This window comes from Streptomyces sp. NPDC039423, from assembly GCF_055598725.1.
Genome location: NZ_JBVKAH010000005.1, coordinates 490,832 through 507,147 on the forward strand (window position 1 = coordinate 490,832; position 16,316 = coordinate 507,147).

The 16,316-nt window shown below is 71.4% G+C and carries 11 protein-coding genes; 5 read left to right on the plus strand and 6 right to left on the minus strand.

Annotated features, from left to right (window positions below):
* The first annotated feature begins 304 nt into the window (after positions 1-304).
* Positions 305-4,147, plus strand: a complete 3,843-nt coding sequence (locus ACZ7LK_RS19545) for a GH92 family glycosyl hydrolase (RefSeq protein WP_471142135.1) — start codon at positions 305-307, stop codon at positions 4,145-4,147.
* A gap of 69 nt (positions 4,148-4,216) precedes the next feature.
* Here ACZ7LK_RS19545 and ACZ7LK_RS19550 read toward each other — a convergent pair whose 3' ends face one another.
* Together ACZ7LK_RS19550 and ACZ7LK_RS19555 are read right to left on the minus strand one after the other, a co-directional pair.
* Positions 4,217-7,012, minus strand: a complete 2,796-nt coding sequence (locus tag ACZ7LK_RS19550) for an aconitate hydratase (protein ID WP_392274292.1) — start codon at positions 7,010-7,012, stop codon at positions 4,217-4,219.
* Positions 7,013-7,214: 202 nt separating this feature from the next.
* Positions 7,215-7,646: a protein-tyrosine phosphatase family protein gene (locus ACZ7LK_RS19555; protein ID WP_392274293.1), complete on the minus strand. Its 432-nt coding sequence runs from the start codon at positions 7,644-7,646 to the stop codon at positions 7,215-7,217.
* A gap of 355 nt (positions 7,647-8,001) precedes the next feature.
* Between ACZ7LK_RS19555 and ACZ7LK_RS19560 the strand changes: the two genes are divergently transcribed.
* Positions 8,002-9,531, plus strand: coding sequence for a helix-turn-helix domain-containing protein (locus ACZ7LK_RS19560; protein WP_471142139.1), 1,530 nt, complete (start codon positions 8,002-8,004; stop codon positions 9,529-9,531).
* 92 nt (positions 9,532-9,623) lie between these two features.
* On the opposite strand, the gene ACZ7LK_RS19565 is transcribed toward ACZ7LK_RS19560, so the two are convergent.
* The gene (locus tag ACZ7LK_RS19565; protein WP_392274307.1) at positions 9,624-10,496 is read right to left on the minus strand and encodes an SGNH/GDSL hydrolase family protein; all 873 of its coding nucleotides are present in this window, start codon (positions 10,494-10,496) and stop codon (positions 9,624-9,626) included.
* A gap of 357 nt (positions 10,497-10,853) precedes the next feature.
* On the opposite strand from ACZ7LK_RS19565, the gene ACZ7LK_RS19570 reads away from it, so the two are divergent.
* The 3 genes from ACZ7LK_RS19570 (at position 10,854) to ACZ7LK_RS19580 (ending at position 12,521) form a co-directional block, all read left to right on the plus strand.
* Entirely contained in the window at positions 10,854-11,276 is a 423-nt protein-coding gene (locus tag ACZ7LK_RS19570) for a cupin domain-containing protein (RefSeq protein WP_469464280.1), read from the plus strand.
* A 54-nt stretch (positions 11,277-11,330) separates the two neighbouring features.
* The gene (locus ACZ7LK_RS19575; RefSeq protein ID WP_392274309.1) at positions 11,331-11,885 is read left to right on the plus strand and encodes a TetR/AcrR family transcriptional regulator; all 555 of its coding nucleotides are present in this window, start codon (positions 11,331-11,333) and stop codon (positions 11,883-11,885) included.
* Between the two features lie 315 nt (positions 11,886-12,200).
* Positions 12,201-12,521, plus strand: a complete 321-nt coding sequence (locus ACZ7LK_RS19580) for an alpha-amylase (protein ID WP_392274310.1) — start codon at positions 12,201-12,203, stop codon at positions 12,519-12,521.
* Between the two features lie 42 nt (positions 12,522-12,563).
* On the opposite strand, the gene ACZ7LK_RS19585 is transcribed toward ACZ7LK_RS19580, so the two are convergent.
* The 3 genes from ACZ7LK_RS19585 to ACZ7LK_RS19595 form a co-directional block, all read right to left on the minus strand.
* Positions 12,564-14,858: a bifunctional polysaccharide deacetylase/glycosyltransferase family 2 protein gene (locus ACZ7LK_RS19585; protein WP_471142250.1), complete on the minus strand. Its 2,295-nt coding sequence runs from the start codon at positions 14,856-14,858 to the stop codon at positions 12,564-12,566.
* 2 nt (positions 14,859-14,860) lie between these two features.
* Positions 14,861-15,040 (minus strand): hypothetical protein, encoded by a 180-nt coding sequence (locus tag ACZ7LK_RS19590; protein WP_471142144.1) that lies wholly within the window; start codon positions 15,038-15,040, stop codon positions 14,861-14,863.
* A 64-nt stretch (positions 15,041-15,104) separates the two neighbouring features.
* A complete protein-coding gene (locus ACZ7LK_RS19595) occupies positions 15,105-16,172 on the minus strand; it encodes a chitinase (protein WP_392274312.1) in 1,068 nt (355 codons plus the stop codon).
* Between the last annotated feature and the right edge of the window lie 144 nt (positions 16,173-16,316).

Consider the following 16,316-nt stretch of genomic DNA (forward strand, 5'->3'; position numbering starts at 1 on the left):
TGTGCGTGCGGTGCTGAATGCTGCCATGCCACTCGGACGCCGACAGGTATAGTCCACTTCGCGTCAGATGAGCAAGATCGAAAACAACTTTGGTCAGGAGTCTTTCCCGAGTTGAGACCTCGGGGAAACGCCGGACCCGCCGGTCCGCGATAACCGGTCACCTCGTTCGGCGGAACGGCTGAATCGGATCTTCCCGCACCGTCAACACCCTTGACACCGGCCGCCACTCAGCTCCCTACTGGTTCCTGCGCAGATCGCCTGACAACGTTGTCCAACGCGCTTTCGGCAGGAGGCAGGACGCGGGATGCAGCCCAGACACCCCAGCACGTCCGGACCCGGAACCCGTCACCGATTCCCCCGAACGGCCGCCCTCGTGGCGGCCGCTTCGCTGCTCGTGGCGGCCGCGCCGCCGGCCGCGGCCCAGGCCCGCCCGGCCCGACCGTCCCAACCCGCTTCCGCCGAGCAGGAGTTCCGCTCGTCCTTCGAGGCGGACGAGCGCCCGCCGGACTGGCGCGACACCGTCGAGGTGGGCGCCGACGGCCGCAAGCGGGCCTCCGGGGTGGACGGCGCCTTCACGGCGGGGATACCGGGCAACGTCACGGACAAGGTCTCCGCGCTGCGCGCCAGCGGCGAGAACGGCGGCGCCGGTGAGACCAAGGAGAACCTGACCGACCTTCAGCCGGGCACCAAGTGGCTCACGTTCTCCGCCACCGCCTGGGTGGAATTCGACCTGGACGAACCCGTCGAGGTGGTCACGTACGCGCTGACGTCCGCGAACGACCACGCCGAGCGCGACCCCCGGAACTGGACGCTTTCCGGCTCGGCCGACGGCAGGGAGTGGAAGGTCCTGGACACCCGCGAGGGCCAGACGTTCGAAAAGCGATTCGAAACGCGGACCTACGAGTTCGACAATGCAACGGAGTACGCGCATTACCGGCTGGAGATCACGCGGAACAACGGCGCCCCCGGCATCACCCAGCTCGCCGACGTCCAGTTCTCGAACGGCGACACCTCCACCCCCGTCCCGCCCGACATGCGCACCCACGTCGACCGCGGCCCCGGCGGCTCTCCCACCGCCAAGGCGAACGCCGGGTTCACCGGGGTGCGGGCCCTGCGGTACGCGGGCACCCACCGGCCGGCCGGCCGGGCCTACTCGTACAACAAGGTCTTCGACGTGAACACGGTGGTACGGCGGGACACCGAGCTGTCGTACCGGATCTTCCCGTCGCTGCCGGAGACGGACCTGAACTACCCGGCCACCAACGTGGCCGTGGACCTCGCCTTCACCGACGGCACCTACCTGAGCGAGCTGCGCGCCGTCGACAGCCACGGCGGGGCGCTCACCCCGCGGGGCCAGGGCGCGGCCAAGCGGCTCTACGTCAACCAGTGGAACCAGGTGACGGCCGGGATCGGGACGGTGGCGGCCGGCCGGACCGTGGACCGGATCCTGGTGGCGTACGACTCCGCAGGGGGCGCCGCGAGGTTCCAGGGCTGGATCGACGACATCACGATCGGCCGCGCCGCACCCGCGCCGCGGCACGCCCGGCCGTCCGACCACGTCTCGACCGTCCGCGGCACCCACTCCAGCGGTTCCTTCTCGCGCGGCAACGCCTTTCCGGCCACGGCCGTTCCCCATGGCTTCAACTTCTGGACGCCGGTGACCAACGCCGCGTCCAAGAGCTGGCTGTACGAGTACGCGCGCGGGAACAACGCCGACAACCTGCCCACGGTGCAGGCGTTCGCCGCCAGCCACGAGCCGAGCCCCTGGATGGGTGACCGGCAGACGTTCCAGCTCCTGCCGTCGGCGGCCGCCGGGACGCCCGAGACCGACCGCGTCCGGCGCGCGCTGCCCTTCCGGCACGAGAAGGAGACGGCCCGGCCGCACTACTACGGCGTCACCTTCGAGAACGGCCTCAGGGCCGAGATCACCCCGTCCGACCACGCGGCGATGATGCGGTTCACCTATCCGGGCGCGGACGCGTCGGTCGTGTTCGACAACGTCACGGAGGAGGGCGGTCTCACGCTCGACCCGGCGACCCGCTCCTTCACCGGCTTCTCGGACGTCAGGAGCGGGCTGTCGGCCGGCGCCACCCGGATGTTCGTGTACGGCGTCTTCGACGCGCCGGTCACCGGCTCGGCGTCGGCGGGCGTCAGGGGGCACCTGCGGTTCGACGCAGGCGCGGACCGGACGGTGACGCTGCGGATGGCGACGTCGCTGATCGGCGTGGAGCAGGCCAGGCGGAACCTGGAGGCCGAGATCCCGGCCGGCACCCGTTTCGAGCGGGTCCGGGAGCGGGCCCAGGGCGCCTGGGACCGGCTGCTCGGCCGGGTGACGGTCGAGGGCGCGACCCGCGACCAGCTCGTCACCCTGTACTCCAGCCTCTACCGGCTGTACCTGTACCCGAACTCCGGCTTCGAGCGGGTCGACGGCGAGGACCGGTACGCGAGCCCCTTCTCGCCGCGGACCGGGCCGGACACCCCGACGCGTACGGGTGCGAAGATCGTCGACGGCAGGGTGTACGTCAACAACGGCTTCTGGGACACCTACCGCACCACCTGGCCCGCGTACTCCTTCCTCACCCCGCGCAAGGCGGGCGAGCTGGTGGACGGCTTCGTCCAGCAGTACAAGGACGGCGGGTGGATCTCCCGCTGGTCGTCTCCGGGCTACGCGGACCTGATGACCGGCACGTCGTCGGACGTGGCGTTCGCCGACGCGTACGTCAAGGGGGTCGACTTCGACGCGGAGGCGGCCTACGAGGCGGCGCTGAAGAACGCCACGGTGGTGCCGCCGTCGTCGGGCGTCGGCCGCAAGGGCATGGACACGTCCCCGTTCCTCGGCTACGCATCCACCGCGACCCACGAGGGCCTGTCCTGGTCCCTGGAGGGGTACCTCAACGACTACGGCCTGGCCAGGATGGCGGAGGCGCTGCACGCGAAGACCGGGAAGGCCCGCTACGAGGAGGAGGCGGCCTACTTCCGCAACCGGGCCCGCAACTACGTCACCCTCTTCGACAAGGAGGCCGGCTTCTTCCAGGGGCGGGACCTCAAGGGCGGCTGGCGGGTGCCCTCGGCCTCGTACGACCCCCGGGTGTGGGGTCACGACTACACGGAGACCAACGGCTGGGGTTACGCCTTCACCGCCCCGCAGGACAGCCGGGGCCTGGCGAACCTGTACGGGGGACGGGCCGGCCTGGCGAAGAAGCTGGACGCCTACTTCTCCACGCCCGAGACCGCCTCGCCCGAGTTCGTGGGCTCCTACGGCAGCGTCATCCACGAGATGACGGAGGCGCGGGACGTGCGGATGGGCATGTACGGGCACTCCAACCAGGTCGCCCACCACGTGCCGTACATGTACGACGCGGCCGGGCAGCCGTGGAAGACGCAGCAGAAGGTGCGCGAGGTGCTGTCGCGGCTGTACACGGGCAGCGAGATCGGGCAGGGCTACCACGGCGACGAGGACAACGGCGAGCAGTCGGCCTGGTGGCTGTTCTCGGCGCTGGGCTTCTACCCGCTGGTGATGGGCAGCGGCGAGTACGCGATCGGCTCGCCGCTCTTCACCAGGGCGACCGTGCGGATGGACAACGGCCGCACGCTGGTGGTGAAGGCCCCGGAGAACAGCGCGCGCAACATCTACGTGCAGGGGCTGGAGGTCAACGGCGAGCGCTGGACGTCGACGGCGCTGCCGCACCGGCTGCTGGCGCGGGGCGGGACGCTGGAGTTCGCGATGGGGCCGGAGCCTTCCGCATGGGGCACGGGCCGGGGCGCGGCGCCGGTCTCCCTCACCCGGGGCGACGCGGTGCCCTCGCCGCGGCGGGACGTGCTGGCGGGGCCGGGTGAGCTGTTCGACGACACGTCGGCGACGGCCGCGTCGGTGGAGGCGGTGGAGCTGCCGGTGCCGGCGGGCGGGGTGCGGGCGGCGCAGTACACGCTGACCTCGGCGGCGCGGGGGGCCGCCCCCTCGGGGTGGGTGCTCCAGGGGTCGCGGGACGGTACGGCGTGGGCCGACCTGGACCGGCGGTCGGGCGAGTCGTTCGCGTGGGACCGGCAGACGCGGGTGTTCACGGTGGCGCGGCCCGGCCGGTACGCGACCTACCGGCTGGTGCCGGACGCGGTGGCGACGCTGGCGGAGGTGGAGCTGCTGCGCTGACCCGGTACGCGGCGAGGGCCGCACCCCCGTTGCCGGGGGTGCGGCCCTCGCCGTGTGAGCGCTGTCCGGTCAGCCGCGGATCAGGTTGCGCAGCACGTACTGCATGATGCCGCCGTTGCGGTAGTAGTCCGCCTCGCCGGGGGTGTCGATGCGGACGACCGCGTCGAACTCGACGCCCGTGTCGGTGGTGACCTTCACCGTGCGGGGCGTGGTGCCCTCGTTGAGCTCGGTGACACCGGCGAAGGAGAAGGTCTCCTCGCCGGTCAGGCCCAGCGACTCGGCCGACTGGCCCTCGGGGAACTGGAGCGGGAGGACGCCCATGCCGATGAGGTTCGAGCGGTGGATGCGCTCGTAGGACTCGGCGATGACGGCCTTGACGCCCAGCAGCGCGGTGCCCTTGGCGGCCCAGTCGCGGGACGAGCCGGAGCCGTACTCCTTGCCCGCGAGGACGACGAGCGGGATGCCCTGCTCGATGTAGTTGCGGGAGGCGTCGTAGATGAACGACACCGGACCGCCGTCCTGGGTGAAGTCGCGGGTGTAGCCGCCCTCGGTGCCCGGCGCGATCTGGTTGCGCAGGCGGATGTTGGCGAACGTACCGCGGATCATGACCTCGTGGTTGCCGCGGCGGGAGCCGTAGCTGTTGAAGTCGCGGCGCTCGACGCCGTGCTCCGTGAGGTACTGGCCGGCCGGGGTGTCGGCCTTGATGGCACCGGCCGGGGAGATGTGGTCGGTGGTGACCGAGTCGCCCAGCTTGGCCAGCACGCGGGCGCCGGTGATGTCGGAGACCGGGGTGGTCTCCATCGTCATGCCCTCGAAGTACGGGGGCTTGCGGACGTAGGTGGACTCGGTGTCCCACTCGAAGGTGTTGCCGGTGGGGATCGGCAGCGCCTGCCACTGGGCGTCGCCCGCGAAGACGTCCTGGTAGGACTTGTTGAACATGTCCTCGCCGATGGCGTTCGCCACGACGTCGTTGACCTCGGCCTCGGAGGGCCAGATGTCCTTCAGGAAGACCGGGTTGCCGTCCTGGTCGGTGCCCAGGGCGTCCTTGGTGATGTCCACCTTCATGGAGCCCGCCAGGGCGTACGCGACGACCAGCGGCGGGGAGGCCAGGTAGTTCATCTTGACGTCGGGGTTGATCCGGCCCTCGAAGTTGCGGTTGCCGGAGAGGACCGAGGTGACCGCGAGGTCGTGCTCGTTGACGGCCTTGGAGACCTCCTCCGGCAGCGGGCCGGAGTTGCCGATGCAGGTGGTGCAGCCGTAGCCGACGAGGTTGAAGCCGACCTTGTCGAGGTACGGGGTGAGGCCCGCCTTGTCGAAGTAGTCGGTGACGACCTTGGAGCCCGGGGCGAGGGTGGTCTTGACCCACGGCTTGCGGGTCAGGCCCTTCTCCACGGCCTTCTTCGCGACGAGCGCGGCGGCGACCATGACGTACGGGTTCGAGGTGTTGGTGCAGGAGGTGATCGCGGCGACGGTGACGGCGCCGTGGTCGATCTCGTAGGTCGAGCCGTCGGGGGCGGTGACGGTGACCGGGTTCGACGGGACGGCGGCACCGGTGCCCTCGGCGTGGTGCGGGGCGCCCGCGCCGTTCTCCTGGCTGCCGTAGGCCGGGGCGTCGGAGGCCGGGAAGGACTCGTCGCTCGCCTCGTCCACCGGGGAGGCGGCGGTGCCGGCCTGCGCGGTCGGGATCTCGACGTAGTTGAGGACGTCCTTGGCGAACTGCTGGGCCGCCTCGGCGAGGACGATGCGGTCCTGCGGGCGCTTCGGGCCGGCGATGGAGGGGACGACCGTGGAGAGGTCCAGCTCCAGCTTCTCGGAGAAGTCCGGCTCGGCGGCCGGGTCCAGCCAGAGGCCCTGCTCCTTGGCGTACGCCTCGACCAGCGCGACCTGCTGCGGGGAGCGGCCGGTGAGCTTGAGGTAGTTCAGGGTCTCGTCGTCGATCGGGAAGATCGCGGCGGTGGAGCCGAACTCGGGCGACATGTTGCCGATGGTGGCGCGGTTCGCGAGGGAGGTGGCGGCGACGCCCTCACCGTAGAACTCGACGAACTTGCCGACGACGCCGTGCTTGCGCAGCATCTCGGTGATGGTGAGCACCAGGTCGGTGGCGGTGGTGCCGGTGGGCAGCTCGCCGGTCAGCTTGAAGCCGACGACGCGCGGGATCAGCATGGAGACCGGCTGGCCGAGCATGGCGGCCTCGGCCTCGATGCCGCCGACGCCCCAGCCGAGCACACCCAGGCCGTTGACCATGGTGGTGTGGGAGTCGGTGCCGACGAGGGTGTCGGGGTACGCCTGGCCGTTGCGCACCATGACGGTGCGGGCCAGGTGCTCGATGTTCACCTGGTGGACGATGCCGGTGCCGGGCGGGACGACCTTGAACTCGTCGAAGGCGGTCTGGCCCCAGCGCAGGAACTGGTAGCGCTCCTTGTTCCGGCCGTACTCCAGCTCGACGTTCTGGCCGAAGGCCTCCGCGGTGCCGAACTTGTCGGCGATGACGGAGTGGTCGATGACCAGCTCGGCCGGGGCCAGCGGGTTGATCTTCGCCGGGTCGCCGCCGAGCTCCTTGACGGCCTCGCGCATGGTGGCGAGGTCGACGACACACGGCACACCGGTGAAGTCCTGCATGATCACGCGGGCCGGGGTGAACTGGATCTCCTGGCTCGGCTGAGCCTGCGAGTCCCAGTCGCCGAGGGCCCGGATGTGGTCGGCGGTGATGTTCGCGCCGTCCTCGGTGCGGAGCAGGTTCTCCAGGAGCACCTTCAGGCTGTAAGGGAGGCGCGCGGAGCCCTCGACCTTGTCCAGCCGGAAGATCTCGTACGACTCGTCGCCCACGCGCAGCGTGCTGCGGGCGTCGAAGCTGTTCGCCGACACGACAGTCTCCTTCATCAATGTGCGCGTTCTTACCGCATCCTGCCGCGATGGCTCCTCGCCGATCCGCTAAGGTAAGACTTAGTTAGGTAACCCTTACCGGCTGGCGCGGCTGCGGTGCGTCTTTCGGCAGATATCTCGATGTCGAGATAACTCTAGTACATGACCCCGCCGCGCGACGAGGCGCGCCCGGCGGGCCGTCGCGTCAGTCGCCGAACCGGCGGACGAAACGTCTCTGCCAGGGGGTCTCGACGGCGTGCCGGTCGTACTCCCGGCGCACGAAACGCACCGCTTCGTCCGCCGGGACGCCGTCGAGGACGGCCAGGCAGGCGAGGGCCGTGCCGGTGCGGCCGCGTCCGCCGCCGCAGGCGATCTCGACCCGCTCGGCGGCGGCGCGCTCCCAGGCCTCACGGAGGACGGCGCGGGCGTCCGCCGGGCTGCTCGGCAGCCGGAAGTCGGGCCACCGCAGCCAGCGGGCCTCCCACGGGACTCCGGGCGGCTCCTTGCCGAGCAGGTACACGGCGTAGTCGGGGACCGGCCCGGCCGGCAGCGGGCGCCGGAGGGCACGGCCCCTGACCGTGCGCCCCGAGGGGAGTCGCAGCACGCCGGGGTCCGCGGCGTTCCAGGTCCGGGTCATCCGCCCACGGTAGCGGCGGCGCCCCGCGGCCGGGGCGGGTCCACGGCGGGTCGGCGTCCTCCAAATCCGGGCATACGAAACCAACCACCCATGTCGCCGCGCGCGGTGCTGCCGGAGCGCCCGGACGGGCGTACCACGCCGACGGGAACGGGCGACGGCACCGGGCACCGGGCATGCCCGGTGGCGTGCATCGCCCCCTCCGCCAAGGACGCCGACGAGGACCGGGAGTTCGCCGCGCGACGGCATCGGATGAACCGCCGCCCGACGGGCCGCGTCACCCCACCGGCCGCGGTCCATCACCCTGATGGCGGACCCCGACACCAGCGCCATCTCATATCTGAGATAGCCTGCCCCCATGGCAGACGACTACCTCGTACGCATCGGCAAGCTCATCCGTGACGCCCGGCAGCACCGCGGCTGGACGCAGACGCAGCTCGCCGAGGCGCTGGCCACAAGTCAGAGCGCCGTCAACCGCATTGAGCGCGGCAACCAGAACATCAGCCTTGAGATGATCGCCCGGATCGGTGAGGCGCTCGACAGTGAAATCGTGTCACTCGGGTACGCGGGTCCCATGCACCTGCGTGTCGTGGGCGGCCGCCGGCTGTCCGGCTCCATCGACGTCAAGACGAGCAAGAACGCGTGCGTGGCGCTGCTGTGCGCCTCGCTCCTCAACAAGGGCCGCACCACGCTGAGGCGGGTCGCCCGGATCGAGGAGGTCTACCGGCTGCTGGAGGTCCTCAACTCCATCGGGGTGCGCACCCGTTGGATCAACGACGGGATGGACCTGGAGATCGTCCCGCCCGCGCACCTGGACATGGCCGCCATCGACGCCGACGCGGCCCGTCGCACCCGCTCCATCATCATGTTCCTCGGCCCGCTGCTGCACCGGCTGCGGCAGTTCAAGCTCCCGTACGCGGGCGGCTGCGACCTCGGCACGCGCACGATCGAGCCGCACATGATCGCGCTGCGCCGCTTCGGCTTGGACATCACGGCCACCGAGGGGCTTTACCACGCGGAGGTGGACCGGCGGGTCACCCCCGACCGCCCGATCGTGCTGACCGAGCGCGGCGACACCGTGACCGAGAACGCGCTGCTCGCGGCCGCCCGTCATGACGGCGTCACCGTCATCCGCAACGCCTCCTCCAACTACATGGTCCAGGACCTGTGCTTCTTCCTGGAGGCGCTGGGCGTCCGGGTCGAGGGGATCGGCACGACGACCCTGACCGTGCACGGCATCCCCGCCATCGACGTGGACGTCGACTACTCGCCCTCCGAGGACCCGGTCGAGGCGATGAGCCTGCTGGCCGCGGCGGTCGTCACCGAGTCGGAGCTGACGATCCGTCGCGTACCGATCGAGTTCCTGGAGATCGAGCTCGCGGTCCTGGAGGAGATGGGCCTCGACCACGACCGGACCGCGGAGTACCCCGCCGACAACGGCCGGACCCGGCTGGTGGACCTGACGGTACGGCCCTCCAAGCTGGAGGCGCCGATCGACAAGATCCACCCGATGCCGTTCCCGGGCCTGAACATCGACAACGTGCCGTTCTTCGCGGCCATCGCGGCCTCCGCCCAGGGGCAGACCCTCATCCACGACTGGGTCTACGACAACCGGGCCATCTACCTCACCGACCTCAACCGCCTCGGCGGCCGCCTCCAGCTCCTGGACCCCCACCGCGTCCTGGTGGAGGGGCCGACCCGCTGGCGCGCCGCCGAGATGATGTGCCCGCCGGCGCTGCGGCCCGCGGTGGTCGTCCTCCTCGCCATGATGGCGGCGGAGGGGACGTCGGTGCTGCGCAACGTCTACGTCATCAACCGCGGTTACGAGGACCTGGCGGAGCGCCTCAACTCGGTGGGCGCGCAGATCGAGATCTTCCGGGACATCTGACCGGAGGTCCGCCTCGGGTGCGGTCCGGTCGCCGGCGGGCGGGAGGGGTCCCGTTCGCCGGCGTCCGGCGGGTGCGGGGCGGTCGGCGCGGGTCAGTCGAGGCCGAGGGTGGTCATGGCCCGTTCGGCCATGCGCCGCTCGCCGAGGGCGTTGGGGTGGACGGGGACGACGCTGGTGCCGAACAGCAGGGGTTCGATCCAGCGGGTGCCGCCGGGCCGGCAGGCGTCATGGCCCTCGGAGGCCTGGGAGAGGTCGACGTAGGTGGCACCGGTGTCCTCGGCGGCCCGTTCGACGGCCGAGTTGAGGTGGGCCTGGATGCCGCGCAGGTAGGGCACGTCGCCGGGGGCGATGGGCATCTTGGCGAAGCAGGCCGGGTCGGCCGTGGCCGGCAGGATCCAGGGGTAGCCCAGGATCGCCACGCGGGCGTGCGGGGCCTTGCTCCGGACGGTGGCGAGGGCGGCCTTGAGTGCGGGGTAGGTGTTCGCCTCGATCCGGTCGTCGAAGGAACTGCCGTGCTTGTCCTGGCAGGGGCTGCCCTTGCCGCCACTGAGGATGCCAGCCGTGCCGCAGGCGAGCATGGCGCCGATGAAGGTGTTGTCGTCGTTGCCGCCGATCGTCATGGTCACCAGGTCGGTGGCCGGTCCCAGCGCGTCGGCCTGGGGGGCGACCCCGGGGTACTGGCCGCGGGTGAAGTGCGCGGTCTGGGCGGCGCCGCAGGTGACGTCGGTGAGGCGGGCGCCGGTGCGGTCGGCGATCACATGGGGGTAGTTGGCCGTGGAGCGCAGGCAGAGCAGGGCGCCGGTGTCCACCGGGAGGACGCCGGAGCCGGCGCTGTAACTGTCGCCGAGGGCCACGTAGTCCAGCGGGGTCGTGGCGTGCGAGGCCGGAGCGGTGAGGCCGAGGGCCAGGGCTCCGAGGGCGGCTGCGGTCGCGGTCATGACACGCATGGAGGCATGCAGGGGCATGGTCCCTCTTCTCGAGGTGCGCGGGGCGGCGGAGGGGCACGACCGTGCCCCCGGGGATGCGGACGTGCTGACGTGCGGTGCGGCGGCTCGAACGGGGACGGCACCGGCGGCGGCGCCGATGGGGGGAGCGCGCCTGTGGCACCGGGGAGCGAGGAGGACCCGGGCGGGGTTACCACGCGGTTCTACCGCTAGGTAATGTGCAGCCGCCGCGGCGCCGCGTCAACATTGTTGACCGAACTTCTGCCCGCGACGCGGTCGCCGTTTTGCGGTTTCCGCAAAGGACCTTGTCGGGCCGCACGCGGCCGTCCGAGCCTGGTGGACGACCGAAGCGCGTCGATCCCGCCAGGAGGCCCTGCCATGACCACCCCTGACACCACGTCACCCAACGACCGCGTCCACCTCGTGCGCGCCGGGGAGCTGAGCGGCACCACCGCTCTCAGCGGCGGCACCACCGGCTCGAAGAGGCTCTGGATGGGCCTGGTGGAAACCCCGCCGCTGAGCGCGACGGGCAACCACCACCACGGCGACTCGGAGGCGGGGATCTACGTGGTCAGCGGGCACCCCGTGTTCGTCCACCACGACGGCACCCGGGAGGTGCGGACCGCCGCCGGCCCCGGCGACTTCGTGCTCGTCCCCCCGTACGTCCCCCACCGCGAGGAGAACCCGTCCCCGGACGAGCCCGTGGTCGTCGTCATCGCCCGGACCACCCAGGAGCCGATCACGGTCCCGGTCCCGGAGCTCTACCGCATGGGCGGCACGGAGCCGGACACCACCCCCTGACCACGGCGGCACCTACCCCGGCCGGCGCCGCCGGGCCGGACCTATGCTGGCCGCATGGCACGGTCCGGATCCGGCGGCACGACACGCGAGGCCATCCACGGGGCCGCCGCGCGCCTGTTCCGGGAGCAGGGGTTCGCGGGGACCACCGTGCGGCACATCGCGGCGGCGGCCGGGGCGGATCCGGCGCTGGTCATCCGGCACTTCGGGAGCAAGGAGACGCTGTTCCTGAAGACGATGCACCTGACGCTCGACGACGAGCCGCTGCTGGACGTACCGATCGAGCGGCTGGGGGAAAGGCTCGTCGAGCTGCTCATCGACCTCGACGGGGCCGCCCGGGGGATATTCCTGGCGCTGGTGCGCGCGAGCAGCGAGACCCGGATCTCGGAGCGGCTGAGGGCCACGCACGAGGCGCTGTTCATCGCGCCGTTGCGCGCCCGGCTGGCCGGGCCCGACGCAGACCTGCGCTCGCGCATGGCGGGGGCGCTCGCCGGGGGGCTGCTGTACGCGCTCTGGGTGGCCGGGGACGAGGGGCTGCTGCGGACGGACCGGGACGAACTGGTGGCCCGGTACGGGGCGTTGCTCCAGAGCGTGCTGACGCCCGAGACATGAGGATGCCGGGCCCGCCCCCGGCCCGGTGCCATCACTTGTCGAACGCCTCGTCACCTCGCGTACGGGGGCGATTTCCGAGCGTTCCGGCCGGTGTCGCCGAACCGGTGGCGGCCGTGGGCCCGTTGGCCCCGCACGCTGGGGTGGAGTGACGTACCGGACGGTCGGCGGTCGCGGCGATCGTACGCAATCGGCGGCCCGTCAGGGCGGACGACACATCCAGGAAACACGCCGGGATGGCGAGATCTCGGCGGCGGTGCTCCCCGCCCTGCCTAGGCTCACTGCGCAATCGTTCGAGAAGTGAAGGGATGATCACCGTTGCGCCCGATATCGCGTTCAACCATTCGTGTCGCTGCCGCCGGACTCCTCGCCATCGCCGCGGGCTTCGCCCAGGCCCCCGGCGCGGTGGCGGCCACGTCGGCGGAGGTGGCGCCGTCGTGCGTGGAGTACACGACGAGCTGGCGCTACACGTTCGTCACCAACGGCTGCGACGCCCCCCAGCACGTCACCGTCGAGTACCGGGACGGCTCCAGCGTGCCCTGCCGGACGGCGGAACCGGGTGACACGGTGACGTTCCCGGGCTACGGGACCGGGGACAACCGCGTCGTCGGGGTCGTCCTCTGCCCCACCCCGTCCTGACGCCCCGCCCGGCGCCCGGCGCGGCTGTGCCCCCGGCGCGGTTCAGGAGCCGCGGCGGGCGGGGGCCCGGGGCGGTACGGGTTCCGCCGGGGGCGGTCCCGCCAGGGGGTGCGCTCCGGCCGAGGGGTGCGCTCCGGCCGGGGCGGGCGGCCCCGTCGCCGGAGGCGGTCCGGCCGGCTCCACGGGCGTGGTCAGCGGGACGTCGCCGGTGCGGCGGATCTTCTGCCAGCGCAGTCGCCCGCCGGTGGCCGCGGTGACGAGGGCGTGCAGGAGGACCAGGTACATGAGCTGGCGGTAGACGAATTGCTGGAGGGGCAGCATCACCAAGTAGCCGTACCGCTCCTTGTCGAGGTGGAAGGCGTACAGCGCGCACAGGAACTGCAGCACGAGCACCGCGCTCCACGCGGCGATGGACTTCCAGGGTGAGATCGCGATGATGCCGTAGATGGTGAAGATGTCGATGAGCGGGGACAGCAGCGGCGCGACGACGGTGAACAGCACGACCAGGGGCATGCCGACGCGGCCGAACCGGCCGGACGGCCCGCGTTCGATGACGCACCGGCGGTGCTTCCACAGCGCCTGCATGGTGCCGTAGCTCCACCGGTAGCGCTGGCGCCACAACTGGCGGAGGGTGGCCGGGGCTTCGGTCCAGGCGATGGCGGTGTCCTGGTAGACCACGCGCCAGCCGTCGCGGTGCATGGCGATGGTGACGTCGGTGTCCTCGGCGAGGGTGTCCGTGCTCATCCCGCCGGTCCGCCGCAGGGCCCGGCGGCGGAAGGCGCCGACCGCGCCGGGGATGACGGGGATGCAGCCCAGGACGTCGTACATGCGGCGGTCCAGGCTGAAGCCCATCACGTACTCGATGTGCTGCCAGGCGCCGAGGACCGACCCGCGGTTGCCGACCTTGGCGTTGCCGGAGACCGCGCCGACGTGAGCGTCGGCGAAGGGCTGGACGAGTTCGTGGACGGTGGAGGGTTCGAAGACGGTGTCGCCGTCCATCATGACGATGAGGTCGTGACGGGCGTGGCGGATACCCGTGTTGAGCGCCGCCGACTTGCCGGCGTTGCGCTGCCGGACGACCCGGACGCCGGGCAGTACCGCCGCGAGCGCCTCGGCGATGTCGGCGGTGTCGTCGGTCGAACCGTCGTCGACGACGATCACCTCGACGGGGTGCGTGCCGGCGGCCAGTGACCTGAGGGTCTTGGCGATGCACTTGCCCTCGTTGTACGCGGGGACGAGGACGGACACCGGTTCGGTGACCTCCCGGCCCCAGGAGAACGGCGGCCGTCCGGTCTTGGGGTGGTGCCTCCGGTGGTGGCGGTGGGCGAGGATCAGCATCATGACAAAGCGGAGGATGACCAGGGCGCCGACGGTGTAGAGCAGGTAGGTCAGGACGGGCGTGAAGATCATGGTCACCGTGCTGACGGCCATCATCGCCTTGCCCTTCCAGAGGAGCCAGCCCGTCGCCTCCTGGACGGCCTTGTCCGTGTGCAGGACGTCGCTGATGGTGGTGAAGGTGTAGCCCTCGGACTTCATCTTGGCGATGTAGCCGTCGAGCGCCAGGACGGTCTGGGTGCGGTCGCCGCCCGCGTCGTGGAAGAGCACCACCGCGCCCTGGCCGTTCCTGGGGGTGGCCTGGCGGATGATGCTGCTGATGCCGGGCTTCCTCCAGTCGTTGCTGTCGGTGTTCACGAAGACCGTGATGTACCCCTTGGCGGCCAGCGAGCGGAGGATCGGCTGGGTGTCGTTCCCGATGGCTCCGACCTCGGAGGAGTAGGGCGTGCGCATGAGCGAGGTGGTCCTGTCCACCGCTCCGGCGAAGGCCAGTTGCGTCTCGGCCAGTTCACGGTTCACGCGCTCGCGGCTCTGGTAGGTCAGATCGATGTGGGTGAAGGTGTGCGCGCCGATCTCATGGCCCTCGTCGACCATGCGGCGCACGAGGTCGCTCTCGCGGACGACGCTCTGGCCGATCAGGAAGAAGGTCGCCGGGACGTCGTGCTTCTCCAGGATCCTGAGGACCTTGGGTGTCCATCGGGCGTCCGGGCCGTCGTCGAAGGTGAGGACCACCGTCTTCCGGGGGACGTCGCGGCTGACGAGCCTTCCGTCCTGCTCGAAGATGATGGGGCCGCCCTCCCTGACGGAGATCGGTACCTGGTCCGCCGGGGCGCGTTTGCGGGGCCCCGGGTCGCTCTTCGTCGTCCCGCTCAGATGGCTGTTGAGCAGCAGCATGCAGGTCATGGCGAGGAGGCAGAGCAGGCCGAGCACGACCCGGGGGCGGGGCACGATGTGCGGGACGCGCCGCGCGTCGCGCCGGTGGCGGTGGCGGTGGCGGGGCATGGTCACCGGACGGCCACGGTGGGGGTGTCCGCCGCCGGCAGCAGGACACCGCTGGGGGCGAGGTCGGCGTCACCGGTGGCGACCAGGGCGAGGGCGAGCAGGGCCGCGAAGGCGATGCAGGCGAGGGCGACGAGGATCCCGACGGCCCAGACGAAGCGGGCCCGGCGTCCCGACTCGTCCACGAATACGGGGTGTGATTCCGTCTGCCGAGTGCGCGCTTTCATGATCAGTGCCGCAATCTGGGGGTCAGCCGAAGGCCCGGATGAAGGCCATGTCCTTCTGTGGCACGCCGGAACAGGAGTCGTGGGGCGTGTCCACGGGGGTCCCTTCCGGGCACTGCCGGTCGCGGTTGACCGACCAGACGGACAACCACGCGAGACCTTTGTCGTCGGCGAAGCGTCGCAGTTGTGCGGCGTCCTCGAGGGTGAAGACCTCGCCGGAGCCGTCGTTGACGCCGATCATGGCGGTGACGGCGAGCCTGCCCCACGCCTTGTCGTCGTCCTTGATGCCGAGGACGCGTTTCACCTGGCGGTGACTGGCGGTCGCCGCCTGCTCGGCGTACGTCCCCATGTCCCCGCGGTACGAGGGGCCGTAGTGCATCGCCATGATGTTGACCGCCGACACGGAGACGCCCTGCCGCTCGGCCTCGGCCAGGAGTTCCACGTTCTCCGGAGGCATGCCCCGGGGGGTCACGGAGAGGGTGAGGGTGACGTCCAGGCCGGGGTGGCTCTTCTGGAGCCGGGCGATGGCCTGGGAGCGGCGGGTGTTGGCGGCGGTGTCGGACACGACGTCGGTGCCCTCGATGTCGAAGTCGACGTCGGTGAGCCCGTAGATGTCGATGACCTGGCGGTAGGCGTCCTCCAGGGCGTCGACCGACCGGCAGGCCAGAGCCAGTTCCGTACCGGCCTGCCCGCCGAAGGAGGCACGGACCTCGCCGCCGCTCACCCGCAGGTCGTCGACCTGCCGGGCGATGGGAGCGGCGTCCAGGGCGGTGCGGCCGCCCCACTTGGGCTCGCAGCGGCCGTCGGCGGCGATGACGAACCCGATGTGGAACCGCTTGACACCCGTCTTCTCGGCCAGGCCGGTCAGGTCGGGGACGGTGTTCCGCTGGGTCTGGACGTAGGGCGCGAACGGGGTGTGGCCGGTGTCGCCGGTGAGGGCGAGGGTGGCGAAGGCGCCGCCGGCGACCAGGGCGGCCACGGTGGCGAGGACGACGGCCCGCTTCCGGCGGGAGGCACCGGGGCGGGTGCGGTTGCGTCCGCGGTCGGGTCCGGGGCGGGTGCCGGGGGGCGGGGCGGGGCCGGGGGCGGTCACGACGGCCCGCCCGGGGACGCGTCATGCCCTGTCCGGCGCGACGCCGGGACAGGGCATGGGAAGGGGTCGGTGACGTGGGGGAACCGCCTGCCGGGGCCGTCCGGCCCCGCCGGACCGCCGTCGCGGCGCCCGCCGGGCCGGCGC